This window comes from Kribbella shirazensis, assembly GCF_011761605.1.
GTDB lineage: Bacteria > Actinomycetota > Actinomycetes > Propionibacteriales > Kribbellaceae > Kribbella > Kribbella shirazensis.
Genome location: NZ_JAASRO010000001.1, coordinates 5438108 through 5464179 on the forward strand (window position 1 = coordinate 5438108; position 26072 = coordinate 5464179).

Below are 26072 nucleotides of genomic sequence, written 5' to 3' on the forward strand. Positions count from 1 at the left end.
GTTGCGAATCGGTCGCAACAAGATCAAGAATGTGCACGTGCATGTTCCTGACGGTTTCTTCGACGCACCTACGTCCGTCGCCACCGGCCTGATCGCGGCCGGGGCGGTCGGGGTCAGCCTGCAGCGGGCGAACCGCGAGCTCCGTGAGACCGGTCCGGCGCTGGCCGGTCTGACCGCGGCGTTCGTGTTCGCGGTGCAGATGGTGAACTTCCCGGTCGGCGCGGGCACCAGCGGTCACCTCCTCGGAGGTGCGCTGGCGGCCGCGCTGGTCGGACCGTGGACCGCCGTACTGGTGATGTCCACGGTGTTGCTGGTGCAGGGGTTGTTGTTCGCCGACGGCGGGTTGACCGCCCTGGGCACGAACGTCACGTTGATGGGCCTGATCACGGTGCTGGTCGGCTACTTCCTGACGCGCGTCCTGCTGACGGTTCTGCCGCGGCGGATGGGCAGCGTCGTACCGGCGGCCACCGTCGGAGCGCTGGTCTCGGTGCCGGTCGCGGCGCTGGCGTTCACCGGGCTGTACGCGGTCGGTGGTGCGGTCGACATCCCACTTGGCAAGCTGGCGACCGCGATGGTCGGGTGGCACATCCTGGTCGGGATCGGCGAGGCCGTGATCACCGCGGCGGTGCTGAGCGCGGTCGTCGCGACCCGTCCGGACCTGGTGTACGCCGCCCGGCACCTGCAGCAGGACCTGGTCCTGGTCGATGCCGACGGCAACACGTCGACGGTCTCCCCGGACAATCCCATCGCGGCGAAGCCGGCGGGCCGGTCGCTCGGCGTCGGGGTCGCGGTGACGCTGCTGGTCGCGGGCGGGCTGAGCCTGTTCGCGAGCGCGCATCCCGACGGGCTCGAGTTCGTCGGCGCCAAGCTCGGGTTCGACAGCGCGGCGGAGGACTCGGCGGTGGCCGGGAGCCCGCTGGCCGATTACGGCGTCCAGGGCATCGGCAACGCGCAGGTGTCCGGTGCGCTCGCCGGGATCATCGGCGTCCTGGTGACGATCGTCGTCGGTCTCGCGATCGCCAAGCTGGCCTCCTTGCGAGCGAACAAGGCCTCATGAGCGGGGACGGTCTGCTCGTCGCGGCGGACAGCCCGATCCACCGGATCCCGGCGCAGGTCAAACTCGTCGCGCTGTTCGTCTTCGTCCTCGCGGTCGTGTCCACACCGGCGCCCGCGTTCTGGGCGTTCGGCGTGTACGCCGTCCTGCTGATCGCGGCCGTGCTGGTGGCCAGGTTGCCGGTGACCGTGGTGTCGCGGCGGCTCGCGGTGGAGACGCCGTTCATCGTGTTCGCGTTGCTGCTGCCGTTCGTCGCCACCGGCCCGCGGATCGACGTACTCGGGCTGCAGCTTTCCGAGTCGGGCGTGCTCGGGGCCTGGAACGTACTGGCGAAGGGGACGCTCGGCGTGATCGCGGCGATCCTGTTGTCCGCGACGACCGCGCCGCGCGACCTCCTGGCCGGTCTCGAGCGGCTGCGGCTGCCGGCGACGCTGGTCGCGATCCTGTCGTTCATGGTCCGGTACCTGAGCGTGGTGTCCGACGACCTGCACCGGATGCGGGTCGCCCGGGAGTCCCGCGGATACACGGGTGGCCGGGTCGGGCATCTGAAGGCGGTCGCCGGGGGAGTGGGCGCGTTGTTCGTGCGCAGCTTCGAGCGCGGCGAGCGGGTCCATCTGGCGATGCGGTCCCGCGGCTACACCGGGCGCATGCCGCTGCTCACCGTTCAGGGCGCATCGGCGGCGCAGTGGGGTGAGGGCCTGGCGATCTCCCTGTTCGCGGTGGCGATCGCGGTCGCGGCTAGGGTGGTCTCCTTGTGAGCGGTCCTGCGATTCAGGTTGAACGGCTGGTGTTCGCCTATCCCGACGGGCGGCAGGCGTTGTTCGGCGTGGACTTCACCGTCGAGCGTGGTCAGCGGGTCGCGCTGCTCGGGCCGAACGGCGCGGGCAAGACGACGCTGGTGCTGCATCTGAACGGCATCCTCGGATCGGTGGCCGGCGGGACCGGCAGCGGCCGGATCCAGATCGGCGGCACGGGACTGCACCGCGAGCACCTGACCGAGATCCGGCGCAAGGTCGGTCTGGTCTTCCAGGACCCGGACGACCAGCTGTTCATGCCGACGGTCCGCGACGACGTGGCGTTCGGTCCGGCCAACCTGGGTCTGCGCGGCGCGGAGCTGGACGATCGCGTGCACGAGGCCCTCGTCCAGGTCGGGATGCAGGATCATGCCGACCTGGCGCCGCATCACCTGTCGTTCGGTCAGCGCCGACGGGTCGCGGTCGCCACGGTGCTGGCGATGCGTCCCGAAGTACTCGTGCTCGACGAGCCGTCCAGCAACCTCGATCCGGCGGCCCGCCGCGAGCTGGCCGACATCCTCGCCGGGCTGGACGTCACGCTGCTGATGATCACGCACGACCTGCCGTACGCGCTGCAGCTGTGCGAGCGGAGCCTGCTGATGGACGGCGGCCGGATCGTCGCGGACGGCAAGACCCGCGACCTGCTGGGCGACGCGGACCTGATGGCGGCACACCGCCTGGAGCTGCCGTACGGCTTCGATCCACTCTCCGTACCGGGACCGGAGCGCTCATGAAGATCACCGGGGTCACCGTCGACGTCACGTCGGAGCCCAAGGCGCATCCGGTGCAGGATGCGATCCAGTTGCTCGACCGCAACGGTGTGACCCGGGTGCGGATCGACACCGACGATGGCGTGAGCGGCGAGAGTGCGACGTACTTCGGCCGCGTCGAGAGCTCGCCGGCGGTGATGGCCAAGATCGTTACGGATCAGCTGGCGCCGGCGATCATGGGGGAGGACCCGACGGTCATCCGCGGCATCCGGCGGAAGCTGCAGGTGCTCACCGACTACCAGGGGACGGCGGGACTGTCGTCGTACGGGATCTCGGCGATCGACCAGGCGTTGTGGGACCTGCTCGGCAAGTCGCTGGACGTCCCGGTGTGGAAGCTGCTCGGTGCGCAGCGGACCGCGATCCCGGCCTACGCGATGGTCGGCTGGCTCGAGCTGGACGTCGCCGGCCTGGAACGCGTCTGTGCGCAGGCGATGGAACAGGGCTTCCACGGCGTGAAGATGAAAGTCGGCGGCGGACCACTGACCGAGGACGTGCAGCGGATCAAGGCGGTCCGGAACGTGATCGGTCCGGACGCGCCGCTGATGGTCGACGCCAACCAGGCCTTCGAGTACGGCGAGGCGCTGCGGCGCGGGCGCGTCTACGAGGAATTCGACTGCCGGTGGTTCGAGGAGCCGCTGCCGGCCGGGGACACCGACGGGCATGTGCGGCTGGCGGAGAAGCTGGACATCCCGATCGCGACCGGCGAGAACCGGTACGGGCAGGCGGCCTTCCGGGACCTGATCGCGCGCGGCGGCGTCGGCGTCGTCCAGCCTGACCTGCGGCGAGCCGGTGGGCTGACGGACTGTCTGGAGATCGGGCTCATGGCGGCCGGATTCGGGGTGCCGTACGCCTCGCACGGCGGCGGGGCGCACATCCATGTGCTGGCCGCGCTACCGAACACGATCTACGTGGAGAGCGGACTGCTGCCGAAGGGGGTCCAGCTGGTCGACGGCTGCTACCCGCTGCCGACAGAACCGGGCCTGTCGTCCTGGGATGGCTAGGCGGTGACCGTCACCGCGAATCCACGGTGAATTTGTTACCAGGCCCTTGTGTGTTACTCGTGAGTCAGCGAAGGTGACGTTGAGTACTTCAGTCGCCACTCCTCGCTCACAAAGGCGGTCCGCCCCATGAAGTCCTTCGCCAGTCTGCTCTCCGCTGCCGCGCTCGGCGCCGCGATGGTGCTGTCTCCCGGAGTCGCCCACGCCGCAGCGCCGAACTACGTCGCACTCGGTGACTCGTACGCCTCCGGCGTCGGTACCCGCTCCTATATCGACAGCAGCGGCTCGTGCCAGCGCTCCACCAAGGCCTACCCGTATATCGACGCCGCCCGGATCGGCGCGAACCTGACGTTCGCGGCCTGCTCCGGCGCCCGCGTCGCGGACGTGACCACGAAGCAGTTGCCATCGCTGACGAGCGCGGCCGACATCGTCTCCGTCCAGGTCGGCGGGAACGACGCAGGCTTCTCGTCGGTGATCACCGAGTGCGCGAAGCCGTCGTGGCTCGGGGACTGCACCGGCGCCGTCGCCAACGCGCAGTCGATCATCAACAACACCCTCCCGGGCCGGCTGAACACGCTGTACTCCTCGATCCGCAGCCGCGCCTCGTCGGCGGAGGTCGTCGTGGTCGGCTACCCGCGGCTGTTCAACGGCACCGACTGCAACGCCGGCACGTTCTTCAGCCCGACCGAGATGACCAGGCTGAACGCCACCGCGGACCTGCTGAACTCGAAGATCTCCGCGTCCGCGAGCGCGGCCGGGTTCGCGTTCGTCGACCCGACGACGAAGTTCATCGGGCACGCGGTGTGCGGCAGCCCGGAGTGGATCAACGGCCTGTCCAACCCGGTCACCGAGTCGTACCACCCGAACGTGACCGGCCAGGCGGCGTACGCCGACCTCGTCCGGCCCGCCCTCTGACCCACACCCGGATTTGCCTGGCTGACCAGCCAACTGGGGGGTTCGTCACCCGCAATCAGGGTGACGAACCCCCCAGGGCATGGGTGGGCCAGGGAGATTCGGGATGCGGACACGGCCAGTTCGTGGTGTCATGCAGAGGTGGCGCGGAGGTCTGTGGACTGGTTGCTGGCAGCCAGGATGCAGGCCAACTGCCTGGCGCGTCCGGTGAACGAGGCCGGCCCCGGAGGGGTGGCCGACGTCGTACGCCGGACGGGGGGACTCCAGGCCCAGACCTGGCGAGGAGCGTCGTACGCCGTCCGCGCCCGATCGACCTCGACCACGATCAGTGACGTCTCGTGGGCCCAGGAGACCGACCGCTCCGTCGTCCGCGGCTGGTTCATGCGCGGCACCCTCCAACTCGTCGCGGCCGAGGACGCCGGCCCGCTGCTCGGCCTGCTCGGCCCGAAGCTGATCAAGGACTCCGAGCGCCGGTACGGCGAACTCGGCCTGACCGAGCGCATCCGCGCGGAGGCCGCCGATGTACTCGAGGACTGGCTGCTGACTCACGGACCGACCGGTCGTACGGAGCTGGCCGATGTACTGGTGCGCGCCGGTCTGATCGCGGAGCCGAAGGGCCAGGCGGTGTATGCGCTGCTCCGGCACACCGGTCTGCTCGGACGGCTCTGCTACGGCCCCGGTCACGACCGCGGCGAGACCTGGGTGGCCGTGCGGGACTGGCTCGGCAAGCCGCTCGTGCTCGAAGGCGACCTGGAGTCCCTGGCGCGGCGGTACCTGACTGCCTACGGCCCGGCGACCGCCCGGGACTTCGCGACCTGGTCCGGCCTCCCGGTTCCCGCGGCCCGCGGGGCGATCGAGGCGGTGGCCACGACCTCCTTCGAGGTCGAGGCCACCGCACTGCACGCCGTCGAAGACCTTCCCGGTTGTCGCGACGTGCGCTTGCTCGGCGAGTTCGATGCCTATCTGCTCGGCTACCAGAACCGGTACCAGGAGCTGCCCACCTCGATCTTCCCTGGCGGCGGCATGCTTCGCCCCGCCGTGATCAGCGCCGGTCGAGCCATCGGGACCTGGCGGCACGCCGACCTCTCGGTGGAGCTCTTCGAACCCGCGGACCTCACGGGCGAGCTACAGGACCTGGCCCGCTTCGGCGGTGGCTGAGACGTACCGCCGGAGGTGCTCGGCGGTGACGGTCGGGCTGCTTTCGACCAGGTCCGCCGGGGTGCCCGTGAAGACCACCTGACCGCCGGCGTGGCCGGCGCCGGGGCCGATGTCGATCAGCCAGTCGGCGTGCGCCATGACGGCCTGGTGGTGCTCGATCACGATCACCGTGTTGCCGTGGTCGACGAGCGTGTCGAGCATGCCCAGCAGCTTGTCGACGTCGGCCAGGTGCAGCCCGGTCGTCGGCTCGTCGAGGATGTAGATCGAGCCGGTGCGGCCCATGTTGATCGCCAGCTTCAACCGCTGACGCTCGCCACCCGACAACGTCGTGAGCGGCTGCCCGAGACCGATGTACTCCAGTCCGACGGTGGCGAGCCGGTCCAGGATCTTCCGCGCCGTACCGGTCCGGAAGAACTCACGGGCCTCCGCGACCGTCATCCGCAGTACCTCGCTGATGTTCTTCCCGCGCAGGCGGTACTCGAGCACCTCCGCGGTGAACCGTGCGCCGTTGCAGTCCTCGCACACCGACGCGACCTCGGCCATCATCGCGAGGTCGGTGTAGACCAGCCCGATGCCCTTGCAGGTCGGGCAGGCACCGACCGAGTTCGCGCTGAACAGCCCGGGCTTCACCTTGTTCGCCTTCGCGAACTCGGCCCGGATCGGGTCCAGCAAGCCGGTGTACGTCGCCGGATTGCTCCGCCGGGAGCCGCGGATCGGCTCCTGCCCGGCGACGATCACACCGTCGCGTCCGGCGAGCGAGCCGTGGATCAGCGAACTCTTCCCGGATCCCGCGACCCCGGTCACCACCGTGAGAACGCCGAGCGGGACGTCGACGCTCACGTCCCGCAGATTGTGCAGCGTCGCATGCTCGATCGACAGCTTCCCAGTGGGACGCCGTACGTCGTCGCGCACCGTCACCCGATGGTCGAGGTACTGCCCGGTCAGGGTCCCGGACGCCTTCAGCCCCTCCACATCGCCCGCGTAACAGAGCCGGCCGCCCGCCAGCCCGGCGCCCGGACCGAGGTCGACGACGTGGTCCGCGATCCGGATCGTCTCCGGCTTGTGCTCGACGACGAGGACCGTGTTGCCCTTGTCCCGCAGTTGCAGCAGCAGGTCGTTCATCTGCTGGATGTCGTGCGGATGCAGCCCGACGGTCGGCTCGTCGAAGACGTACGTGACGTCGCTCAGACTCGATCCGAGATGCCGTACCAGCTTCACCCGCTGCGCCTCACCGCCGGACAGCGTGGACGACTCCCGGTCCAGGCTCAGGTAACCGAGACCGATGGTCACGAACGAGTCGAGCAACTCGCGCAGTCCCTCGAGCATCGGCCCGACCCCGGGATGCTCGACGCCGGCCAGGAACTGCGCGAGATCGCTGATCTGCATCGACGAGCACTCGCCGATCGTCCGCCCGTCGACCGTCACGCTCCGGGCCGCCGCGTTCAGCCGTACTCCGTCGCACTCCGGGCACGTCTGCTGCCGGATCGCCCGCTCGGCGAACGCCCGCGCGTGGCTCTGCATCGTCTGCGGATCCTTGCTCAGGTACTGCCGCTTGAGCTTGGTGACCAGGCCCTCGAAGGTCAGGTTGCTCTTCCCGATCCGGACCTTCGTCGGCTCCTGGTAAAGGAACTGCTGCCACGCCGCGTCCGGATAGTCCTTCAGCGGCAGGTCCGCATCGAACAGGCCCGAGCCGGCCATCAGCTGCCACGGCCAGCTGTCGACGGCGAACCCGGGTGCCTTGATCGGCCCCTGGTTGAGGCTCTTCTCGCGATCCACCAACTCGTCGAGATCGAACTCCGTGGTGCGGCCGAGCCCCTCGCACACCGGGCACATCCCTTCGGCCCGGTTGAAGCTGAACACCGACGGCGGTCCGGCGTACGGCGTACCGGCGCGGCTGAACAGCACGCGGAGCATCGTGTGTGCGTCGGTCGCCGTACCGACGGTGGAGCGGGCGTTGGCGCCGATCCGTTCCTGGTCGACGACGATCGCGGCGGACAGGTTGCGCAGGGCGTCCACGTCCGGGCGGCCGAGGCTCGGCATGAAGTTCTGCACGAACGCGGTGTAGGTCTCGTTGATCAGTCGCTGGGACTCGGCGGCGATGGTGTCGAACACGAGCGAGGACTTGCCGGAACCGGAGACCCCGGTGAAGACGGTGAGCCGGCGTTTCGGGATGTCGAGCGAGACGCCGCCGAGATTGTTCTCTCGGGCACCCCGCACCTGGATGACGTCATGACTGTCAGCAGGAAGCATCCTTCAATGGTGTCATTGAACCGACCGTAGGAACTTCTGCAGAGAGCCGCACCGGAACGCACGACGAAACCTTCAACCTACGACGGAAGGTCGGCGGGCTGCCAGAGCGACCTCGTCGAGGAGTTGCTGCAACTGCGCGGCCAGTCGCGCCCGTCCGTCGGGGGACAGGGACGCGACCAGCTCGGACTCCCTCGTGAGCACCTGGTCGACGGTCCGCTCGACGAGGTCGTGACCGGCCGGCGTCAGCGTGACGACCACCGCGCGGCTCCCGTCCGCGGCGGCTCGCCGCGTGACCAGGCCGCGATCCTCGGCCCGGGCGACGCGCTGTGAGATGGCGCCGGCGGTGACGAGGGTACGGCGGGACAGCTCGCGCGTACTCAGCTCGTACGGCGTGCCCGCTCGCCGCAGCACGCTGAGCAGATCGAGCGTGGCCGGATCCACGCCCGCGTCGGCGAGCACCCGGCGCCGGTCGTCGGCGAACAGTTTCGCCAGCCGCCACAGCGGTGTGACGATCTCGATCGAGTCGGTCGGCGTACCGGGGCGTTCCCGCTGCCAGGCGCGCGCGATCTCGGCGGCCGGGTACGCGTTCGGGGCGTCGAGGGGGTAGTTGTCGGTCACGCGCACCATGATACGTTTAGGACTAAACATTTAGAGCTAAACGTGGGGATGGTGTGCATGAGGACGATCGTGGTGACCGGCGGCGCGACCGGAATCGGCCGGGCGACCGCGGAACGGTTCCGCGCGGACGGCGACGAGGTGGTGATCACCGGCCGGCGTGCCGACGTACTGGAGAAGACGGCCGCCGACCTGGGGGCCAGGGGAGTGGTGTGCGACGCGACCGACCCGGCGCAGGTCGAGCGGCTGCTCGACGAGCTGCCCGAGCGGGTCGATGTCCTGGTCAACAACGCCGGCGGCAACACCGACTTCGGCCGCCCGGACGGCGATCTCGCGCAACTGAAGGCGAACTGGCTCGCGAACCTGGAGGCGAACCTGATCAGCGCGGTGCTCACCACCACAGCGCTCGCGCCGCGCCTGACCACCGCCGTCGTGCACCTGGGCTCGATCGCGGGCTCGCGCGGCCCCGGTTCGTACGGCGCCTCGAAGGCGGGACTGGCGATGTGGAACGCCGATGTCGCGGCCGAGCTCGGGCCGCGGGGAGTCACGTCGAACGTCGTCGCGCCGGGTTTCACCGCCGAGACCGAGTTCTTCCAGGGTCGGCTGACCGACGAGCGGCGGCAGGCGTTGTTGCAGGCGACGTTGACCAAACGCGAGGGGCAGGCCGGCGACATCGCGGGCACCATCCACTTCCTCGCCTCACCCGCCGCGCGCCACATCACGGCACAGGTCCTGCACGTGAACGGCGGTGCGTTGCTCACCCGTTGACGGCTGACAACGTCTGCCAGGTGTGACAATGGGCGACATGCGTCCCACCGTCAAAGATGTCGCCAAGCTGGCCGGGGTGTCGCCGAAGACGGTGTCGAACGTGATCAACGGCGTCGTCTTCGTGCGCCCCGAGACCCGCGCCCGGGTGGAGAGCGCTCTCGCCGAGCTCGACTACGTTCCGAACATGAGCGCGCGCGGGCTGCGCAACGGCCGGTCCGGGATGATCGCCCTGGCGCTGCCGGACCTGCTCCGGCCGTACTCCGCGGAGATCGTCCACCTGGTCGTCGAGCTCGCCCACGAACGCGGCTGGGGTGTGCAGATCGAGCAGACCGCGGCCGAGCCGAAGCGTGAGTTCGAGCTGCTCTCGAAGGCCCGCGCGTACCTGGTCGACGGACTGATCCTGAACCCGGTGAACCTCAGTGACAGCGCGGTGACGTCGGCCGGTCCGCTGCCGCCGCTGGTGCTGATCGGTGATGTCGACCAGGACGTGGTCAGCCAGGTCGCGATCGACAACGTCGCGGCCGCGCGGGACATGACCAGGCACCTGCTGGCGCAGGGCTGCCGCCGGATCGCCGCCGTCGGTACGCCCGAGATCCCGCGCGGCTCCAGCGGCGCCGGCGTCCTCGGCGGATCGGCCGAGTCCCCGGGTACGGCGGCGTCGCGGTTGCGGACCGCCGGGTACCGCGAGGCGCTCGAGGAGGCAGGCGTACCGATCGACGAGGCGCTGGAGATCAGCCTGGACCGCTGGCGGCCCGAGGGCGCGGCGACCGTGGTGGGGAAGTACCTCACGGAGCACGAGCTGCCCGACGCGTTCTTCTGCTTCACCGACACGATGGCGTCCGGGGCGCTGTCCGCGTTGTGGAGCGCGGGCATCGACGTACCGCGGCAGACCCTGGTGGCCGGCTTCGACAACATCCTCGAGAGCCAGTTCATGATTCCGCCGCTGACCACGATCGACTTCGACCGGCGCGCGTTCGTCGCGGCGGCCCTCGACCTGCTCGCGGAGCGGATGGCGGACAAGAGCGCGCCGCCACGCAGGGTCATGATCCCGCACCGCGTGATCGAGCGCGCCAGTACCGGGCACTGACGGTGCGAGACGCCGGCGTGGACCGGCATTCCGGAACTCGGGATTCCGGTCACGATCCCTTGAAAACACCGTCACTCTCAGCAAGGGTTGCCTGATCACTTCCGCGTCGTTTCCGGGTGCGGGGAGGGCGGGGGAGTGTGCGGCCGTGCCGTGACGACGAGGAGTTCGGCGCGACCGCATCCGCCCATCACTCGGGGGCAGTAACGAAGAGAAGGGGGAAGTGTGTCAGCGATGACTAGGCTCGCCGAGCAGTGCCGTGATGTGAGGAGTCACGGCAACGCGGGGCTCGGACGGGCTTCGATCCAACAAGCGGTCTGCATCGGCATCCACGAGGTGAACTCGTCGATCCCGTCGGTGCGTCCGCGACGCGTGGCGATGCTCAGGTTGAGCAACGGTATGACGACCACGCTCCGACTCGGCGGCGGTGTCGAGGCACCGGCGCCAGGCACCACTGTTCACGTCCAAGGTGGCCGGGGTATGGGTGATCAGCCCGCCTCAGGTGGGGTCATCCTCGCGTCGAGCGAGCCCGTCCGGACGTCGACGGTCTGAGTCAGCGACTCGCCGGTCTCAGGTGTCCAACGCCCAGCTGAGGCCGGCAAGTCCCTGGGACAGCTAGCTCTCCATCGGATCCGTGAACTCACGGATCTCGATGGGGGAGTACCTCGCCTCCGGCAGCCGCGCGGCGATCTCCGTGGCGCGCTCGAGACTGCAGTCGACGATGTAGTAGCCGGCCAGGACCTCCTTGGCCTCGGTGAAGGGCCCGTCGGTGACCGCCGCGACACCGTCGTGGACCTTGACCACGCGCGCGTTCGCGGTGGTGAGGCCGATACCGTCGACGAGTTCGCCGTTCGCCTTCAGCTCGTCGGAGAGCACCCGGTGCTGGTCGAGCACCTGGTCGATTCCTTCGGCGTGCAACGTGTCCCAGGTTTCGTCGTTCCCGTAGATCAGCAGCATGTATTTCATCGCTTGCCTCCATTCACCCGGGTACGTCGGAGCCCCGGACGTCTCCTCGACATCCGGGGCTCACGTTATCGGGTCACCAGGTGGCGCCGGCCGGAGCCCGCACCGTGGTGTTGAGGCGGTTGAACAGGTTGGTGAGCGCGATCATCAGGATGATCCCCGACAGTTCCTTCTCGTCGAAGTGATCCGCGGCCGCGTTCCAGATCTCGTCCGTCACCACGGTCGGGTTGTCCGCGAGCCGGGTCGCGGCCTCGGCCAGCTCGAGCGCTGCCCGCTCGGCGTCGGTGAACAGGTCGGAGTCCCGCCAGGCCGCGACCTGGTGCAGCCGCTCGTCGGTCTCGCCGTTCTTCAGCGCCGACTTGACCCCGGCGAAGACGCACGGGGAGCAGCCGTTGATCTGGCTGGCACGCAAGTGCACCAGCTCGAGCGTCGTGCCGTCCGCACCGGACTGCCCGATCGCCTTGTAGATGTTCTGGATGCCCTTCGTGGCGTCGGGCAGAACCATTGCGGGGTTGGTCATCCGTGCTTGCATGGGAGGTTCTCCAAGAGCAGTGGTTTGTTGATTTCCCTTGATTTCACTGTCTTGACGGATGCTGCGCGGCGGATGTGACAGCGAAGCGCAGATCTCTTTCCAGGCGGGTCTCCACCGGTACGGCGGCCTCGGAGTACTGCGCCGTCAGGCAGACCGGGCCGGAGTACTCGAGCTGCCGCAGGGTGGCGAACACCGCAGGCCAGTCGGACAGCCCGTCCTCCCCCTCGACGAAGGTCGTCTTCCAGCCACCGTCCGCGCGGATGTAGTGGACGTTCTTCAGGTTCACGATCCCGAGCCGCTCCGCGCCGAGCTCCAGCGTCACCGCCGGATGATCGCCGGCCAGCGCGTCGTGCGCCGCATCCCACACCAGCCTGAACCGTGCGGGCAGTCCGTCGAGCAACTGCAGTACGCCGAGCGTCGACGACACGTACCGTCCATGATGCGGCTGTACGCCGACCTGTACGTCGTACCGCTCGGTCAGTACTGCGGCGCGCTCGAGCAGCTCGCGGTTGCGCCGTACGGAAGCGGCGTACCCGTCGGGGCCGAGCTCGGCCATGATCCTGATCATCGGGACGCCCGCCTCCGCGCAGGCGGCGAACACCGGCTCGGACAGATCGCTCGCGACGCTGATCGGTTCGATGCCCTCGGCCCGCAACTGCGCGGCGAACTTGGGCAGTTCGGCCGCGGCGTTCGCCGGCGTGACGTACGCCGTGTCGCGCACCGGCACCTCGGCGCCGCCGAACCCGATCCCGGCGATCACCCGCCCGAGCTCGTCCCCGGGCAATGTCGCCCAGGGCTTGGTGAACACGGACCACAGATACGACATCAACGACCTCCCAGGCCACTCATGGTGATGCCACGGACGAACCAGCGTTGGGTGAGGAAGAACAGGACAATCAGCGGGATCGTGGTGACGGTCGCGGCCATCAGCAGCAGGTTCCACTGGGTGCCGTTGGTGTCCTGGAACACCTGCAGCCCGACCGACGCGGTGCGCGTGGCGTCGCTGTTGGAGATCACCAACGGCCAGAGCAGGTTGTTCCACTGCCCGATGAACTTGAACACCGCCAGCGTCGCGATCGCCGGTACGGCGAGTGGCACGATGACGCGGACGAACGCCTGCCAGCGGTTCGCGCCGTCCAGCCGCGCGGCCTCCTCGTAGTCGCGCGGGATGCCGAGGAAGAACTGCCGGAGCAGGAACACCCCGATCGCGGTGAACGCGTGCGGCAGGATCATGCCCGGCCAGGTGTCGATCCCGTGCAGCTTCGCGACCAGCACGAACTGCGGGATCAGGGTCACCTGCGACGGGATCATCAACGTGGCGAGATAGATCCCGAACAACCAGCTCCGGCCGGGGAAGTTCAGCCGGGCGAACGCGTACGCCGCGAGCGCCGCGGTGACCGTTTCGAGGATCGTCGTACCGGCGGCGAAGTAGATCGTGTTCAGCAGGTACTTGCCGAGCGGGACGAGGTCGAACGCGCGGGTCAGGTTCTCGGGGTGCCAGCTGCTCGGCCAGAACGACGGCTTCGCCGCCATCGACTCGGCGTCGGACTGGAACGCGACCAGCACCATCATGACGACCGGGATCAGGGTGACCGCGGTGACCACGAAGCACGTGAAGACGACGAGCCTGCGCTTGATCTCAGTTGTCATAGTGCACCAGCCTCCGTTGGAAAAGGAACTGGCCCGCGGTGATCAGGACGATGAACGCGAACAGGACGAGCGACTGCGCCGCGGCGTACCCCTGGTCGTAGTTCTCGAAGCCGGTCCGGTAGATGTACATGACGAGCGTGGTGGTGCGTGTACCCGGTCCGCCGTTGGTCATGATCAGCGCCTGGTCGAAGACCTGGAACGAGCCGATCACCGACGTGACGACGACGAAGAACAGCGCGGGGGAGAGCATCGGCAGCGTGATGTGCCGGAAGCTGTTCCACGGCGACGTACCGTCCACCCGGCCCGCCTCGTAGAGCTGCTGCGGGATCGCCTGCAGGCCGGCCAGGAAGACCACCATGCCGAACCCGAAGCTCTTCCACACGCTCATCAGGATCAGCGCCGGCATCGCCCAGCTGTCCGAGATCAGCCACGCCGGACCGCTGATGCCGAACCATCCGAGCACGGCGTTCACCAGGCCGTCGTGCGGGATGTAGAGCCAGATCCAGACGAACGCCACGGCGACCGTGATGGTTGCGTACGGCAACAGCAGGAGTGACCGGAACACGGCGATCCGCCGCAGTCCCTGATTGAGCAGCAACGCCAGGAGCAAGCTGACCACGATCGTCAGCGGCACGCTCAGCAGCGTGAAGTACGCCGTGTTGCCGAGCGCCGACCAGAACGTCGGGTCGGGGCCGAGCCGAGCGAAGTTGCGCAAGCCGGCCCACGTCGGGGCGCTGAACAGGTTCCAGTCCAGCAGTGAGATCACGCCGGCCGCGACGACCGGTCCGGCGGTGAAGATCAGGAAGCCGATCAGACTGGGCAGGATGAACAGCCACGCGGTGAGTGCCTCGCGGCTGCGCCGGGGTGGGGCCGCGGCCTGCTTGGCCGGGGCCGGGGGAGCGGGTGCGATGTCGACGGCCATGACGATCACCCCTTCCTGGCTGTGGCTTGGCGGATGGTGTCGAGGTGCTGGCGCATCAGTACGTCGAGACGCGGCGTGAGCCCTTTGATGGCTTCCGCGACACTGACCTGTCCGAGGAACGTCCGCGGCAGATCCTGACCGAGCAACTGTTTGACCTGGTTCCAGTTCGTGGTGACGTCGAAGGCGTGCCCACCGGCGACCTTGCCGGCCAGGATGTCCTGGACGATCCCGAGGTTGTCCGGTGGCGGCTGGAACGCACTGCCCGCGCTCAGCCGCGCGGGGTTGTTGCGGCCGGCCTTCGCGTAGATGTCGAGTGCACCGGTGCTGGTGAGCGTCTTGAGCAGCTTCCACGCGAGATCGAGCTCGGCGCCCTCGCGTACCCCCGATGGAATCGCGAAGCTGGAACCCGAGACGCGCGGCGTGCTCCCGTTCGCCCCGGCCGGGAACGGGATGATGTCCCAGTCGAACTTCGCCTTGCGCGCGTTGACGACCTGCCACGGCCCGTTCTGCATGAACGCGACGTTGCCCTGCAGGAAGTTGGACAGCGAGCTTTCGGTGACCAGGTTCTTGATCGGCGGGGTGACCTTGTCCTTCACGAACAGGTCGATGACGAACTGCAGCGCCTGCATCGCCTCCGGCTCGCCGAGGATGCTCCGGCCGCCGTCCTCGCTCATCACGTTCCCGCCGGCGCAGTAGATCCAGGACACCAGGTCGTCGATCGCCGGCGCGCAGGTGAAGCCGTACTGCTCGCCGGGCCTGGTGAGCTGCCGGGCGAGCTCGCGGAAGGTTGCCCAGGACATCGGTTCGGTCCGCGAGGGCAGCGGGATGCCCTGCTTCGTCAGCAGGTCCTTGTTGTAGTACATGACGGTAGGCGCGACGTCGAAGCCGATCGCGTACGTCTTGCCGTTGAAGCTCGAGATCCGCCGGCTGGTGTCGTAGAAGTCGTCGAGCTCGAAGTCGGGGTCGGCGGCGATCAGGTCGTCGAGCGGGCGGTGCGCGCCGCGGGCGGCGTACGTCGGGATCAGGGTGCCGTTGAGCGCGGTGACCAGGCTCGCGGTACCGCTGACGAGTTGCAGGTCGAGCTTGGTCGGGTAGCCACTCGACGGGGTCAAGGTGGCGACCGATCTCACGCCGAGCTGCTTCTCGACGTACGTGCCGAAGTCTTGCCAAACCTTCTTCTCGGCGGCGCTGCTGGACCACATGGACCAGGTCGCCGTACCGGAAGGTGGGCCGGACGAACAGCCGGCCGCGGCGACCCCGATCCCGGCCAGACCGCTCAGTTGGAGGAAGCCGCGGCGGGACAGCTTGCTCATCATCTTCTCCTCACCGGTAGAGCAGGTCGATCGACTCGGCGCGGATGCGCTCCTCGTCGACCTCGACGCCCAATCCAGGGGCGGTGGGGACCGTGGCGACGGCCTTGGTGATGCTCAGCCCATCGACGTACAGATCGGTCAGCAGCTCCGGCCCGTTGAGCTCGGCGGGCAGGGCGAGCTCGAGCTGACTGAACACGTGCAGCGCGGCGGCGAACGCGACTCCGCAGTCGGTCAGGCCGCTGGCCAGGATCTCGAGACCGCCGGCGAGCGCGGTCTGGGCGGTCTTGAGGGCGTTGCGCAGCCCGCCGGACTTGCAGACCTTGATCACGACCAGGTCCGCGGCGTCCAGCCGGATCGCCCGCGCCAGGTCCTGCGCGGAGAAGCTGCCCTCGTCGATCGCGATCGGCAGGTCGATCAGCTCGCGCAGCCGTCCCATCGCGAGCGTGTCCGTGCTGGGCACGGGTTGCTCGACGCAATGGATCGTCCGGACGTGCGCCGTACGGGCCAGAAGCTGCTTGAGCGCGGCCGGGCGGTAGGACTGGTTCGCGTCGAGCCACAACGGTTTGCCGTCGGCGACGTCCGCGACGGTCTCGATCGCCGCCGTGTCGGCGTCCAGGTCGCCACCGATCTTGATCTTGTACGCCGCATAGTCCGACGACTGGATCGCGTGATCGCGGACCGTGTCCTGGTCGCCGACCCCGATCGCCGAGCAGAGCGGGATCTCGTCGGACACCTTGCCGCCGAGCAGCGCGTGCACGGGAACGCCGGCGAGCTTGCCGGCCGCGTCGTGCATCGCGACGTCGACCGCCGCGCGCGCGAACGGGAAGCCGTTCGAGACCGCGGGGCTGAGCCGCTGGGCGGCGCGCCGGTGGAAGAGTTCGACGTCGAACGGCGTGAGCTCCAGCAGGATCGGCGCGAGGTGGCGGCGGATGACGACGGCCATGGTCTCGGCGGTCTCGTAGCTCCAGCTGGGCAGAGCACGCTGCTCGCCCCAGCCGACCACGCCGTCCTCGGTGGTCAGCTTCACGAAGACGACCGCCGCGGACTGGTCCGGCGCGTTGCCCGGCGCGCCGACGGCACCGCTGCCGAGCACGAACCGGCGGGCGAACGGTACGGCGACCGGGAAGACCTCGACCTGGGTGATGCGGGACATCGGCGGTCCTTTCAGGCGGCGATCGACCAGGCGGCCGGGTCGACGAAGCTCGGTCCGCGGGTCCCGTCCGCGAGCCACTGGAGGGCGTCGCGCAGTACGTAGCCCGCGAGGGCGAGGTGACCTTCGGCGGTGTCGCCCGCGATGTGCGGGGTGAGCAGGAGGTTCGGCGAACCGAGCGTCGTCGCGTCGAACGCCGGCGGCTCGGGGTCGTACACGTCCAGGGCGGCGTAGATCCGGCCGTCCAGTGCGTGGTCGAGGAGCGCCTGCTGGTCGATCGCCGGGCCGCGCGACGAGTTCACCACGACCGCGCCGTCGGGCAGGTTCTCGACCAGTGCGCGGGTGATCATGCCCTTCGTCTCGGGCACGTTCGGGACGTGGATGCTCAGGAACGGACTGCTCGCGGCCTCCTCGAGTGTCGTCGTCCGTACGCCGAGTTCCTGGGCGCGTTCGGCCGACAGGTACGGGTCGTAGACGGCGATGTCGCAGCCGAACGGCTTCAGCATGGTGACCAGCGCGCGGGCGGTGCTGCTCGCGCCGATGATCCCGACCTTCGCGCCGGCCAGCTCGTGCCCGCGGTACTCCGTCTGCTTCCAGCCGCCGGACCGGATCGCGCCGTCGAACCGGGGCAGGCGGCGGGCCAGCGTCAGCAGGGCGCCGAGGCAGTACTCGCCGACCGACCAGGCGATCCGCGGACCGGCCGAGAACACGGCGACACCTTGATCGAGGACGACCGGGTCGATCAGGTTCTTCACCGTGCCGGCCGCGTGCGCGACGACCTTCGGGCCGTTGCCGTCGGCCCACAGCTCCTTGCCGAGGTGCGGCGTACCCCAGCTCGTCAGGAGCACGTCGGCGCCGGCGGCCAGCTCGGGTACGGCGGCGGGGGCGAGCGCGGGCGGCTTGGCGAGAGAGCCTGGAGCGGTGCAGTGGTCGACGGTTGCCCACGTGGCGTCGAAGCGCTCCTCGATCAGGGCGCGAGTGGCGCCGTCCACCACGTCGGCAGCACGTTCCGGGGACATCAGAGCGGCAAGTCTGAGCGCAGGATTCGGCACCGGGATGCTCCTTCGGCTAGGCGTTGCACCGACGGTAGGCGCTTTCCGTTATGCAGGTCCAAGCCCGATTTCGCATGAACCGATACCGTGCACGCATGGATCTCTCGCTCCAGCAACTCCGCGGGTTCGTCGCCGTCGCCGAAGAACTCCACTACGGCCGGGCGGCCCAGCGCCTGAACCTGACCCAGCCGCCGCTGACCCGCCAGATCCAGGGCCTCGAACGGACGCTCGACGTCCGCCTCTTCGACCGCACCGGCCGCGGCGTGCGGCTGACCGCGGCCGGCGGAGTCTTCCTCGAACACGCCCGCCGGGTCCTCGCACTGCTGGAGGTCGCCCCGGAGGCAACCCGTCGCGCGGCGGACGGAACCACCGGTACGTTGCGGCTCGCGTTCACCGCGATCGGCGCGTACGCCGTACTCGCGGACTTCCTGACCATGGTCGGCAAACGCACGCCGGGCGTGACGGCGGAGCTGACCGAACTGGTGAGTCCGGCGCAGTTCGAGGCGCTGGCGAATCTGGAGATCGATCTCGGACTGGTGCGGCCGCCGATCCCGGAGCAGTTCGAGTCGCTGCTGGTGCATTCGGAGGACCTGGTGCTCGCCGTACCCGCCGCGCATCCGCTGGCCGCCGGCGAGGGACGGGTGTCGCTGGTCGACGTGACCGACGACTACATCGGGTACAGCCCGGAGGGATCGCAGTACCTGCACGACATCTGTGCGGCGATGATCGGGATGGACCGGTACGCCGTGAGTCAGCTGGCGTCGCAGGTGCCGACGATGCTCGCGCTGGTGCGGGCCGGGCTGGGGTGTGCGCTGATCCCGCGCTCGATCATGTCCATGCAGGTCGAAGGTGTCCGGTACCGCGAACTCGACGCGGCCGACGCGCATTCGGTGACGCTGCACGCCTGCTGGAGCCCGGACAACCCGAACCCCGCGCTGCAGCGGCTGGCGGAGTCGCTGCGGCAGGATCCCCATTTGACTTAGAGCGCGCTCTAATTCCTACGCTCGACGACATGAGCGCACAACACAAGATCGGCTCGGGTTTCGGGCACGACAGCACCGCGGACGACGTCCTGGCCGGGATCGACCTGACCGGCAAGCTGGCGATCGTCACGGGTGGATATTCCGGTCTCGGTCTGGAGACCAGCAAGGCGCTCGCCGGCGCGGGTGCGCACGTCGTCGTACCGGCCCGGCGGCCGGATGCGGCGCGGGAGGTTCTGGCGGGGATCGCCGAGGTCGACGAGCTGGATCTGGGGGACCTGGACAGCGTCCGGTCGTTCGCGGACCGGTTCCTGGCGTCAGGCCGGTCGATCGACATCGTCATCGACAACGCCGCGATCATGGCCTGTCCCGAGACCCGGGTCGGCCCGGGGTGGGAGGCGCAGTTCGCGACCAACCATCTCGGGCACTTCGCGCTGGTGAACCGGCTGTGGCCGGCGATCGCGGCCGACGGCGGCGCGCGCGTGGTGTCGGTGTCTTCGAGCGCGCACCGGCGCTCGGACATCCGGTGGGACGACCTGGAGTTCAGGCTCGGGTACGACAAGTGGGAGGCGTACGGGCAGGCGAAGACCGCCAACGTGCTGTTCGCGGTCCAGCTCGATGCCCTCGGCAAGGATTCCGGCGTACGGGCGTTCGCGCTGCATCCCGGTGGCATCCTGACGCCGCTGCAGCGGCACCTGCCGCGCGAGGAAATGGTCGGGTACGGCTGGATCGACGAGGACGGCAACCCGACCGGCGCCGGGTTCAAGAGCCCCGAGCAGGGTGCGGCCACCCAGGTCTGGGCGGCGACGTCACCGCAACTCGCCGAGCTCGGCGGCGTGTTCTGCGAGGACTGTGAGGTCGCCGAGGTGTCGGAGGACGGTCCGACCGGAGTCCGTCCGTACGCGATCGACCCGGCGGCGGCGCAGCGGCTGTGGACGGTCTCGGCCCGGCTGACCGGGGTCGACGCGTTCGGGTTAGGCTGACCCGGTCAGGGAACGACGGACGAAGGAGGTGGGACCGATCATCCAGGCAGGTCGGTTGCTCCCGCCTCGAGTGATCAGCGTCTGGTGCTGATCGCGGGAGCCTCGTAGTCGAAGGGGTTCTGTGTCTCTTTCATCTGTTCCTTCTGGTTCTGCTGTCGGGCTCGGCGGGCTCGGTCTTGTGATCGAGCGGTTGCGTGCGTCCGGGTGCGTGTTCGCCGAGGACGAGGCGGCGTTGATCGCCGAGACCGCCCGGGACGCGGTCGAGCTCGCGGCAATGGTCGACCAGCGGGTCGCCGGGCTGCCGCTGGAGTACGTCGTCGGCTGGGCGTCGTTCTGCGGGCTGCGGATCGCCGTCGATCCGGGGGTGTTCATCCCACGTCGGCGAACCGAGTTCCTGGTGGCCGAGGCGTTGCGGGTGACCGTCGCCGGGGCGGTCGTGGTCGACCTCGGCTGTGGTTCGGGCGCGTTGGGTGCGGCGGTTGCTTCCGAGCGCGAGGTGTTGCTGTACGCCGCCGACATCGAGCCGGCCGCGGTTCGGTGTGCGCGGCGGAACCTCCTGGCGTGGCGGGGGACCGTCTACCAGGGGGATCTGTTCGCCGCGTTGCCGGAGCGGTTGCGTGGCCGGATCGACGTACTGCTGGCGAATGTGCCGTACGTCCCGACCGACGAGATCCGGCTGCTGCCGCCCGAGGCACGTCTGCACGAGCCGCAGGTCACGCTGGACGGCGGCCCGGACGGTCTCGCGACGCTGCGCCGGGTGGCTGCTGGCGCCGTGGACTGGCTGGCGCCCGGCGGCCGGCTCTTCGTCGAGATGAGCGACCACCAGGCGTCCCTCGCGGCGGCCGTCTTCCGCGAGCACGGCCTGGCCGCCCGCATCACGTCCGACGACGAGTTGGGCGCAAACGTTGTTATCGGCAACATCTGAATGGACCCGTGTGGTCAGAGCCGGCCAAGTCTGATTCGCCGGGCCGGCGTCAGTGGACTGCGTAGGCGCCGAGGGCCGGTTCGAGGAGGTCGAAAGCCTGGGCCGACTCGGGGGTGACGAGCTCGGCGATCTCGTCGTTGGTCCGGCCCGCCAGAGTCAGCTGCTGGATGCGGTCGAACAGGATGCGGTGAACGGCGCCGAGCAGACCGGCGGCTGTGCGGACGGTGATGGTGTCGGGGCGCTCGCCGACGGCTTCGGCGAGCGCCTCGCACAGCGCCTGCTCGCGCTGGTCGTGCAGACCGCGCAGGCAGGTCGTCAGCGTCGGGCTGTCGGCGATCATCCGGGTGAACTCCGGACCGGCGAAACCCGCCACCGGATCCTGCGTCGCGATCGCCTGCTCGAAGTCGCGGCGCAGCGCGGCGAGCGCGGACTCGCCCGGACCGCGGCCGGCGACCGCCTCCGCCAGGGTCGCGACGAACGCGTCCTGGTGGTCGAGGGCCAGGTCCTCCTTGCGCGCGAAGTAGTTGGTCACGGTCTTCTTCGCGACCCGGGCGGCGGTCGCGATCTCGGCGATCGTGGTCTGCTCGAAGCCCTGCGCGATGAACAGCCGGGTCGCGTGATCCGAGATCAGCTGCCGCGTCTCCTGCTTCTTCAGCTCCCGCAGCCCGGTCGGGGCCGCCTGATTGAGGTCCATGCGAAGAATCTTACCTCCGTCGTAAATATATGTTGACAGCATCTTGGTGCGCGGCTAAAGTTACACCCGTCGTAAAGTTACCTCGAAGGGAAGTACTGGATGCGCACCTCCGATCTCGGCAAGTCCTCGTCCGTCGCGTTCTCCCGGCGCGGTCGTGACGAGTGGCGTACGGCGCAGTCGCGCACCGTGCGCTACCCGGCCGGTACGACGCGGCGCGGCCTCCCGCGCCGCGGTGCCCGCTGACCCGCGGTTCGTCCCGCAGCCTGTCCTTCGCGATCCGCCGTACCCATGGCTGGTCGCCTGCCGAGTTCTCTGGAAGGAAACCCTTGAAGATCAACGCCTCCACCCTGTCCCTGACCGTCGACGACGTCGCCGCGTCGAAGGGCTTCTTCCTCGACCACTTCGGCTACCGCGAACAGGCGGCTGCCGAAGGATTCGCCTCGCTCAGCCGCGACGACGCCGTCGACCTCGTCCTGCTGCAGCGGGGGATCGAGGTCCTGCCGCCGGAGCAGCGGGACCAGCGGGCCGCCGGGCTGATCCTGGCGTTCACCGTCGACACGCTGGACGCCGAGGAGAAGCGACTGCGCTCCGAAGGCGTCGAGATCACGATGCCGCTGCGTGAGGAGCCCTGGGGCGAACGGCTGTTCCAGGTCACCGACCCGAACGGTGTCGTCGTCCAGCTCGTCGAGTGGACGACACCCGGCAACTGAACGGCAACTGAACACCTGTCCCCACCGGCCGTGTGCCGGTGGGGACAGCTCCTGTTCAGACCCGGCGCTGGACGTGCAGCAGGTACTCGCGCCGGTTGAGCGGGTCGTGATCGGTGCGTTGCCGCTCCGGGACCGGCCCGGTCACCGGCTGGTAGCGCTCGAAGGCCGACTCCAGGACGCCCTCGCCGCGGGTCAGCGCGGGGAGCTGCTGCTCGAGTTCGTACACGGCGGCCGCGGGGATTTCTCCTTCCAGGGTTGAGGTTTCGGCGGCCAACGCCGGTACCTGCGGGATCGCCCGGAGCCGGGCGAGGGCCGCGAGTACGGCGCGCGTCGTGTCCGTCGGGATCTCCAGCTGGAAGCGGTGCATCGGCTCGTGCACCGTCGTACCTGCCTCCTGGAGTGCGGTCATCAGGACCAGCGGGGTGAGGAAGCGGAAGTCGCCGGCGGTGCTCGACATGCTCTTGTCGAACACGGCGTGCGCGTGGCTCTGGCGGGCGGAGTACCCCGAATGCGTCATGCCGACGCGGGCGTCGGGGATCTGCCAGCCGTGCAGGCCCTGGTGGAGGGTCTCGCGGACGGTTTCCTCGACGGCCTTCATGAACGCGTACGGCATCGAGCCGAGCTCGACCTCGAGTTCGAAGCTGACGCCGCTGCCGATCGGCGCGGGTTCCACGCGCAGGCCGACCGTTGCGAGGAACGGGTTCGGGTCCTTCTTGTTGAACTCGACCGCCTGACCGGCGCCGACGACCCGCTCGATGCAGATCGTGGTGGTCTCGCGGAAGTCGACCTCGATCCCGTACTCGGTGGCCAGCGTGGTCTCGATGACCTCCTTCTGCACCTCGCCGTACAGCGACACGTAGGTCTCCTGCCGCAAATCGTCCTGACGGAGGTTGATCAGCGGGTCCTGCTCGGCGAGCTGGGCGAGCGCGACGCGGAGGTTGCCCTTGTCGGACCGCTTCCGCGGCGTGACGACGGTCTCGAGCGTCGGCGGCGCGAACGCTGCCTTTCCGGAAACTTCTCGTCGCTCTGCGCCAATAAAGTTCCGGAAACCGGTGATGGTGTCGCCGATCCTGATGCCCGCGAGGCCCCAGAGCTTGCCGATCTGGCCGGCGCGTAACGCGGTGCCCTCGCCGAAGACCTCGAGCGCGGTGATCTTCCCGTCCGTGTCGCCGTACCGGATCCGGTCGCGGACCCCGACGGTGCCGGAGAAGAGGCGCGCGTACGCGATCTTCTCGCCGGCGGGCCCGCGCTCGACCTTGAAGACGGTGCCGTCGAGCGGACCGTCGGTGGTGCGGGCGCGGGGGAGCAGGTCGTGGATGCCGTCGGTGAGGGCGTCCGTACCGGCGCCGGTGATCGCGGATCCGAAATACACCGGGTGCACGAGCGCCCGCCGGGTCTGCGCGGCGAGCGCCTCGTGCAGATGCAGTGGTACGCCGTCGACGTACCGCCGCAGGAGATCGTCGTCGTGCTCGGTGAGGATGTCGAGCAGGAACTCGTCCTGGACGATGGGTTTGAAGGCGGCCTCGGGCGTGCCGAGATCGGTGGCTTCGCCCATCGGGACGATGTTCCGCGTCAGCTTGGCGGCGAGCTGCCGCAGTACGCCGTCGTACTGCGCGCCCGGCCGGTCGAGCTTGTTGACGAAGATCAGGGTGGGGATCCGGAGGCGCTGCAGGGTCCGCATGAGGACACGTGTCTGCGCCTGGACGCCCTCGACCGCCGAGACGACCAGGACCGCGCCGTCGAGCACGCTCAGCGCACGCTCCACCTCGGCGATGAAGTCCGGGTGGCCCGGGGTGTCGATCAGGTTCACGCCGACGTCGCCGATCGTGAACGAGACGACGGCGGACTTGATCGTGATCCCGCGCTGGCGTTCGAGCGCGAGCGAGTCGGTCTGGGTGTTCCCGTCGTCGACGCGACCGACCTCGTCGATGACCCCGGCGGCGTACAGCAGCCGCTCGGTCAGGCTCGTCTTCCCGGCGTCAACATGCGCCAGAATCCCAAGATTCTGTACGTCCACGCAGCTTCATGTCCTTTGAACAGGTGCCGTTCATTTCCGCAACAGACATGAAGCGAGCTCGCATGACGCACTCTCCTCCTACTCGGCACCTGCTCGTCCTTACACCCCCGAGTACACCAACCCCTTCCCACACCCCACAAACCATTTAGCCCCCACCTACACCCACCGCCGTCAGTTGATGAGGGTGCCGATGTGGGAGCCGGTGGCGATGGACGGGGCGGCCGCGGGGCGGTCTATGTCGAAGACGTGGAGGGGGAGGTGGTGGTCGCGGGCGAGGATGAACGCGGTCTGATCCATGACGGCGAGGCCGCGGTCGATGACTTCCTGGTAGGTGAGGTGGTCGAAGCGCCGGGCGCCGGGGTGCCTGTTCGGGTCGGCGTCGTACACGCCGTCGGTGCCGTTCTTGGCGACCAGGAGGGCGTCGGCCTGGAGCTCGATCGCGCGTTGCACCGACGGGTAGTCGGTCGTGGTGAACGGCTGTCCGTTGCCGCAGGCAAGGAGCACGATCTCGCCCTTCTCCAGGTGCCGCAGCGCCCGCAGGCGGATGTACGGCTCGGCCAGGTTGTTGATCGGGATCGCTGTCATCAGCCGTACCTCGGGTGCCCCGAGCGCGGCCAGCCGCCCGCGGAGCAGGACCGCGTTGATGACCGTTCCGAGCATCCCGATGTTGTCGGCCTCGACGCGATCGATGCCCCAGTCGTCGGCGCGGTTGCCGCGGAACACGTTCCCGCCGCCGACCACGACCGCGACCTGTACGCCGGTGGCGCGCAACGCGATCACCTCGGTCGCGAGATGGGTGAGTCTGTCGCTGCTGAAACCGAACTCGTTCGGGCCGGCGATCGCCTGGCCGGAGAGCTTGAGGACGAGCCTGCGATACATGCCGCTCCGTTCGCTGGAAACCGGGTCGGACCTCAGATCTATCACGGAGCTGTCCCGTGTGCGCCGTTCTCAGGCGGGCCGGTGTCTGCCACGCTGACAGCGTGACTGAGTTCAAGGAGCAGAACCTGGCGGGAGCGCGGTTCGAGGAATCGACGCTGCGTGACGCGGTGTTCCACGACGTCGACCTGGCGGGCGCCACGTTCGACAACGTCGACCTCAGTGGCGCGACGATCCGTGGCGCACGGCTGGTCGACGTCACGCTCGACGGCGAGATCCGGAACCTGAAGGTCTGGGGGATCGACGTCCTGCCGCTGATCGACGCCGAGCTGAACCGCCGGTACCCGGGCCGCGAGCGGATGCGCCCGGCGAACGCCGACGGCTACCGCGAGGCGTGGGACCTGCTCGAGCAGCTGTGGGGCGAGACCGTGGCGAAGGCCCGTCGTCTCCGCCCGGAGCTGCTGCACGAATCGGTGGACGGCGAGTGGTCGTTCATCGAGACACTGCGCCATCTCGTGTTCGCCACCGATGCCTGGGTACGGCGTGCGGTCCTCGGCGAGCCCGCTCCGTGGGACCCGCTGGATCTGCCCCACGACGAGATGCACGACACCCCGCCGGTACCGCGGGACCGTGCCGCACGCCCGTCGCTGGACGAGGTCCTCGTACTGCGGGCTCAGCGGATGGCGATCGTCCGGGCGCTCCTCGCGAACCTCACCGACGAGCGCCTGCCCGAGCGGACGACGCCGGTCGCCGGGCCCGGCTACCCGGCGTCCGAGAGCTACGTGGTCAGCGATTGCCTCGACACGGTCCTCGGTGAGGAGTTCGAGCACCGCCGGTACGCCGAGCGCGACCTCGCGACACTGGCCGCGAGAACTGTCGGCGCAGGGTCCTAGCGTGTCGGC

General features: G+C 69.0%; 28 protein-coding genes. 15 read left to right on the forward strand and 13 right to left on the reverse strand.

Annotated elements, in window-relative coordinates; translation table 11 throughout:
- Positions 1 to 37: 37 nt before the first annotated feature.
- From BJY22_RS26225 to BJY22_RS26250, 6 genes are all read left to right on the forward strand, one after another.
- Positions 38 to 1057, forward strand: a complete 1020-nt coding sequence (locus tag BJY22_RS26225) for an energy-coupling factor ABC transporter permease (RefSeq protein ID WP_167211477.1) — start codon at positions 38 to 40, stop codon at positions 1055 to 1057.
- Complete coding sequence (gene cbiQ / locus BJY22_RS26230; protein WP_167211480.1) at positions 1054 to 1812, forward strand: cobalt ECF transporter T component CbiQ; 759 nt, start codon at positions 1054 to 1056, stop codon at positions 1810 to 1812. Before BJY22_RS26225 ends, cbiQ begins: the two co-directional genes overlap by 4 nt.
- On the forward strand, positions 1809 to 2582 hold the full coding sequence (locus BJY22_RS26235; protein WP_167211483.1) for an ATP-binding cassette domain-containing protein: 774 nt from the start codon (positions 1809 to 1811) through the stop codon (positions 2580 to 2582). The genes cbiQ and BJY22_RS26235 overlap by 4 nt, the downstream gene beginning before the upstream one ends.
- Positions 2579 to 3619 (forward strand): mandelate racemase/muconate lactonizing enzyme family protein, encoded by a 1041-nt coding sequence (locus BJY22_RS26240; RefSeq protein ID WP_167211486.1) that lies wholly within the window; start codon positions 2579 to 2581, stop codon positions 3617 to 3619. Before BJY22_RS26235 ends, BJY22_RS26240 begins: the two co-directional genes overlap by 4 nt.
- Positions 3620 to 3745: 126 nt before the next feature.
- Entirely contained in the window at positions 3746 to 4531 is a 786-nt protein-coding gene (locus BJY22_RS26245; protein WP_167211489.1) for an SGNH/GDSL hydrolase family protein, read from the forward strand.
- 153 nt (positions 4532 to 4684) lie between these two features.
- Positions 4685 to 5686, forward strand: coding sequence for a DNA glycosylase AlkZ-like family protein (locus BJY22_RS26250; RefSeq protein ID WP_167211491.1), 1002 nt, complete (start codon positions 4685 to 4687; stop codon positions 5684 to 5686).
- On the opposite strand, the gene BJY22_RS26255 is transcribed toward BJY22_RS26250, so the two are convergent.
- Both BJY22_RS26255 and BJY22_RS26260 read right to left on the reverse strand, forming a co-directional pair.
- On the reverse strand, positions 5654 to 7936 hold the full coding sequence (locus BJY22_RS26255; RefSeq protein ID WP_167211493.1) for an ATP-binding cassette domain-containing protein: 2283 nt from the start codon (positions 7934 to 7936) through the stop codon (positions 5654 to 5656). The two genes, BJY22_RS26250 and BJY22_RS26255, sit on opposite strands and share 33 nt — an antisense overlap.
- A gap of 72 nt (positions 7937 to 8008) precedes the next feature.
- The gene (locus BJY22_RS26260; protein WP_337759107.1) at positions 8009 to 8554 is read right to left on the reverse strand and encodes a MarR family winged helix-turn-helix transcriptional regulator; all 546 of its coding nucleotides are present in this window, start codon (positions 8552 to 8554) and stop codon (positions 8009 to 8011) included.
- 57 nt (positions 8555 to 8611) lie between these two features.
- On the opposite strand from BJY22_RS26260, the gene BJY22_RS26265 reads away from it, so the two are divergent.
- The 3 genes from BJY22_RS26265 to BJY22_RS26275 all read left to right on the forward strand — a co-directional run bounded on the left by BJY22_RS26265 (position 8612) and on the right by BJY22_RS26275 (position 10955).
- Positions 8612 to 9319: an SDR family NAD(P)-dependent oxidoreductase gene (locus BJY22_RS26265; protein ID WP_202891264.1), complete on the forward strand. Its 708-nt coding sequence runs from the start codon at positions 8612 to 8614 to the stop codon at positions 9317 to 9319.
- A 37-nt stretch (positions 9320 to 9356) separates the two neighbouring features.
- Positions 9357 to 10406, forward strand: coding sequence for a LacI family DNA-binding transcriptional regulator (locus BJY22_RS26270; RefSeq protein WP_167211500.1), 1050 nt, complete (start codon positions 9357 to 9359; stop codon positions 10404 to 10406).
- A 231-nt stretch (positions 10407 to 10637) separates the two neighbouring features.
- Positions 10638 to 10955 carry a hypothetical protein gene (locus BJY22_RS26275; RefSeq protein WP_167211503.1) on the forward strand — a complete coding sequence of 106 codons (318 nt, stop codon included), beginning with the start codon at positions 10638 to 10640 and terminating at the stop codon, positions 10953 to 10955.
- A gap of 63 nt (positions 10956 to 11018) precedes the next feature.
- Here BJY22_RS26275 and BJY22_RS26280 read toward each other — a convergent pair whose 3' ends face one another.
- The 8 genes from BJY22_RS26280 to BJY22_RS26315 form a co-directional block, all read right to left on the reverse strand.
- Positions 11019 to 11369, reverse strand: a complete 351-nt coding sequence (locus tag BJY22_RS26280) for a YciI family protein (protein ID WP_167211506.1) — start codon at positions 11367 to 11369, stop codon at positions 11019 to 11021.
- Positions 11370 to 11442: 73 nt separating this feature from the next.
- Positions 11443 to 11886 (reverse strand): carboxymuconolactone decarboxylase family protein, encoded by a 444-nt coding sequence (locus tag BJY22_RS26285; RefSeq protein WP_238350461.1) that lies wholly within the window; start codon positions 11884 to 11886, stop codon positions 11443 to 11445.
- Positions 11887 to 11941: 55 nt separating this feature from the next.
- A complete protein-coding gene (locus BJY22_RS26290; RefSeq protein WP_167211513.1) occupies positions 11942 to 12724 on the reverse strand; it encodes a sugar phosphate isomerase/epimerase family protein in 783 nt (260 codons plus the stop codon).
- Positions 12724 to 13548 carry a carbohydrate ABC transporter permease gene (locus tag BJY22_RS26295; protein ID WP_167211517.1) on the reverse strand — a complete coding sequence of 275 codons (825 nt, stop codon included), beginning with the start codon at positions 13546 to 13548 and terminating at the stop codon, positions 12724 to 12726. The genes BJY22_RS26290 and BJY22_RS26295 overlap by 1 nt, the downstream gene beginning before the upstream one ends.
- A complete protein-coding gene (locus BJY22_RS26300) occupies positions 13538 to 14470 on the reverse strand; it encodes a carbohydrate ABC transporter permease (protein ID WP_167211520.1) in 933 nt (310 codons plus the stop codon). Before BJY22_RS26300 ends, BJY22_RS26295 begins: the two co-directional genes overlap by 11 nt.
- Before the next feature lie 5 nt (positions 14471 to 14475).
- Positions 14476 to 15783, reverse strand: a complete 1308-nt coding sequence (locus BJY22_RS26305; protein ID WP_202891265.1) for an ABC transporter substrate-binding protein — start codon at positions 15781 to 15783, stop codon at positions 14476 to 14478.
- A gap of 10 nt (positions 15784 to 15793) precedes the next feature.
- The gene (locus tag BJY22_RS26310) at positions 15794 to 16936 is read right to left on the reverse strand and encodes a mandelate racemase/muconate lactonizing enzyme family protein (protein ID WP_167211527.1); all 1143 of its coding nucleotides are present in this window, start codon (positions 16934 to 16936) and stop codon (positions 15794 to 15796) included.
- 11 nt (positions 16937 to 16947) lie between these two features.
- The gene (locus BJY22_RS26315; RefSeq protein WP_337759113.1) at positions 16948 to 17985 is read right to left on the reverse strand and encodes a hydroxyacid dehydrogenase; all 1038 of its coding nucleotides are present in this window, start codon (positions 17983 to 17985) and stop codon (positions 16948 to 16950) included.
- A gap of 95 nt (positions 17986 to 18080) precedes the next feature.
- On the opposite strand from BJY22_RS26315, the gene BJY22_RS26320 reads away from it, so the two are divergent.
- The 3 genes from BJY22_RS26320 (at position 18081) to BJY22_RS26330 (ending at position 20873) form a co-directional block, all read left to right on the forward strand.
- Complete coding sequence (locus BJY22_RS26320; protein ID WP_167211530.1) at positions 18081 to 18968, forward strand: LysR family transcriptional regulator; 888 nt, start codon at positions 18081 to 18083, stop codon at positions 18966 to 18968.
- Positions 18969 to 18997: 29 nt separating this feature from the next.
- A complete protein-coding gene (locus BJY22_RS26325; RefSeq protein ID WP_167211533.1) occupies positions 18998 to 19948 on the forward strand; it encodes an SDR family NAD(P)-dependent oxidoreductase in 951 nt (316 codons plus the stop codon).
- Positions 19949 to 20126: 178 nt separating this feature from the next.
- Positions 20127 to 20873, forward strand: a complete 747-nt coding sequence (locus tag BJY22_RS26330; RefSeq protein WP_167218666.1) for a putative protein N(5)-glutamine methyltransferase — start codon at positions 20127 to 20129, stop codon at positions 20871 to 20873.
- Positions 20874 to 20922: 49 nt separating this feature from the next.
- On the opposite strand, the gene BJY22_RS26335 is transcribed toward BJY22_RS26330, so the two are convergent.
- On the reverse strand, positions 20923 to 21567 hold the full coding sequence (locus tag BJY22_RS26335; RefSeq protein WP_167211536.1) for a TetR/AcrR family transcriptional regulator: 645 nt from the start codon (positions 21565 to 21567) through the stop codon (positions 20923 to 20925).
- 99 nt (positions 21568 to 21666) lie between these two features.
- Between BJY22_RS26335 and BJY22_RS26340 the strand changes: the two genes are divergently transcribed.
- Both BJY22_RS26340 and BJY22_RS26345 read left to right on the forward strand, forming a co-directional pair.
- Positions 21667 to 21810: a hypothetical protein gene (locus BJY22_RS26340; RefSeq protein ID WP_167211539.1), complete on the forward strand. Its 144-nt coding sequence runs from the start codon at positions 21667 to 21669 to the stop codon at positions 21808 to 21810.
- Between the two features lie 83 nt (positions 21811 to 21893).
- On the forward strand, positions 21894 to 22277 hold the full coding sequence (locus BJY22_RS26345; RefSeq protein ID WP_167211542.1) for a VOC family protein: 384 nt from the start codon (positions 21894 to 21896) through the stop codon (positions 22275 to 22277).
- 55 nt (positions 22278 to 22332) lie between these two features.
- Here the strand turns inward: BJY22_RS26345 and BJY22_RS26350 are convergent, their stop codons facing one another.
- Positions 22333 to 24294 carry a GTP-binding protein gene (locus BJY22_RS26350; protein WP_167211545.1) on the reverse strand — a complete coding sequence of 654 codons (1962 nt, stop codon included), beginning with the start codon at positions 24292 to 24294 and terminating at the stop codon, positions 22333 to 22335.
- 171 nt (positions 24295 to 24465) lie between these two features.
- Complete coding sequence (gene pyrH / locus BJY22_RS26355) at positions 24466 to 25173, reverse strand: UMP kinase (RefSeq protein ID WP_167211548.1); 708 nt, start codon at positions 25171 to 25173, stop codon at positions 24466 to 24468.
- Positions 25174 to 25274: 101 nt separating this feature from the next.
- Between pyrH and BJY22_RS26360 the strand changes: the two genes are divergently transcribed.
- Positions 25275 to 26063, forward strand: coding sequence for a DinB family protein (locus BJY22_RS26360; protein WP_167211551.1), 789 nt, complete (start codon positions 25275 to 25277; stop codon positions 26061 to 26063).
- The last annotated feature ends 9 nt before the right edge of the window (positions 26064 to 26072 follow it).

Bases quoted from the DNA above. Each gene is read 5' to 3' on its own strand.
- cbiQ (WP_167211480.1), top strand. From the start codon at position 1,054: ATGAGCGGGGACGGTCTGCTCGTCGCGGCGGACAGCCCGATCCACCGG.
- BJY22_RS26240 (WP_167211486.1), top strand. From the start codon at position 2,579: ATGAAGATCACCGGGGTCACCGTCGACGTCACGTCGGAGCCCAAGGCG.
- BJY22_RS26245 (WP_167211489.1), top strand. From the start codon at position 3,746: ATGAAGTCCTTCGCCAGTCTGCTCTCCGCTGCCGCGCTCGGCGCCGCG.
- BJY22_RS26255 (WP_167211493.1), bottom strand. From the start codon at position 7,936: ATGCTTCCTGCTGACAGTCATGACGTCATCCAGGTGCGGGGTGCCCGA.
- BJY22_RS26265 (WP_202891264.1), top strand. From the start codon at position 8,612: ATGAGGACGATCGTGGTGACCGGCGGCGCGACCGGAATCGGCCGGGCG.
- BJY22_RS26270 (WP_167211500.1), top strand. From the start codon at position 9,357: ATGCGTCCCACCGTCAAAGATGTCGCCAAGCTGGCCGGGGTGTCGCCG.
- BJY22_RS26275 (WP_167211503.1), top strand. From the start codon at position 10,638: ATGACTAGGCTCGCCGAGCAGTGCCGTGATGTGAGGAGTCACGGCAAC.
- BJY22_RS26280 (WP_167211506.1), bottom strand. From the start codon at position 11,369: ATGAAATACATGCTGCTGATCTACGGGAACGACGAAACCTGGGACACG.
- BJY22_RS26285 (WP_238350461.1), bottom strand. From the start codon at position 11,886: ATGACCAACCCCGCAATGGTTCTGCCCGACGCCACGAAGGGCATCCAG.
- BJY22_RS26290 (WP_167211513.1), bottom strand. From the start codon at position 12,724: ATGTCGTATCTGTGGTCCGTGTTCACCAAGCCCTGGGCGACATTGCCC.
- BJY22_RS26295 (WP_167211517.1), bottom strand. From the start codon at position 13,548: ATGACAACTGAGATCAAGCGCAGGCTCGTCGTCTTCACGTGCTTCGTG.
- BJY22_RS26300 (WP_167211520.1), bottom strand. From the start codon at position 14,470: ATGGCCGTCGACATCGCACCCGCTCCCCCGGCCCCGGCCAAGCAGGCC.
- BJY22_RS26305 (WP_202891265.1), bottom strand. From the start codon at position 15,783: ATGAGCAAGCTGTCCCGCCGCGGCTTCCTCCAACTGAGCGGTCTGGCC.
- BJY22_RS26310 (WP_167211527.1), bottom strand. From the start codon at position 16,936: ATGTCCCGCATCACCCAGGTCGAGGTCTTCCCGGTCGCCGTACCGTTC.
- BJY22_RS26320 (WP_167211530.1), top strand. From the start codon at position 18,081: ATGGATCTCTCGCTCCAGCAACTCCGCGGGTTCGTCGCCGTCGCCGAA.
- BJY22_RS26325 (WP_167211533.1), top strand. From the start codon at position 18,998: ATGAGCGCACAACACAAGATCGGCTCGGGTTTCGGGCACGACAGCACC.
- BJY22_RS26335 (WP_167211536.1), bottom strand. From the start codon at position 21,567: ATGGACCTCAATCAGGCGGCCCCGACCGGGCTGCGGGAGCTGAAGAAG.
- BJY22_RS26340 (WP_167211539.1), top strand. From the start codon at position 21,667: ATGCGCACCTCCGATCTCGGCAAGTCCTCGTCCGTCGCGTTCTCCCGG.
- pyrH (WP_167211548.1), bottom strand. From the start codon at position 25,173: ATGTATCGCAGGCTCGTCCTCAAGCTCTCCGGCCAGGCGATCGCCGGC.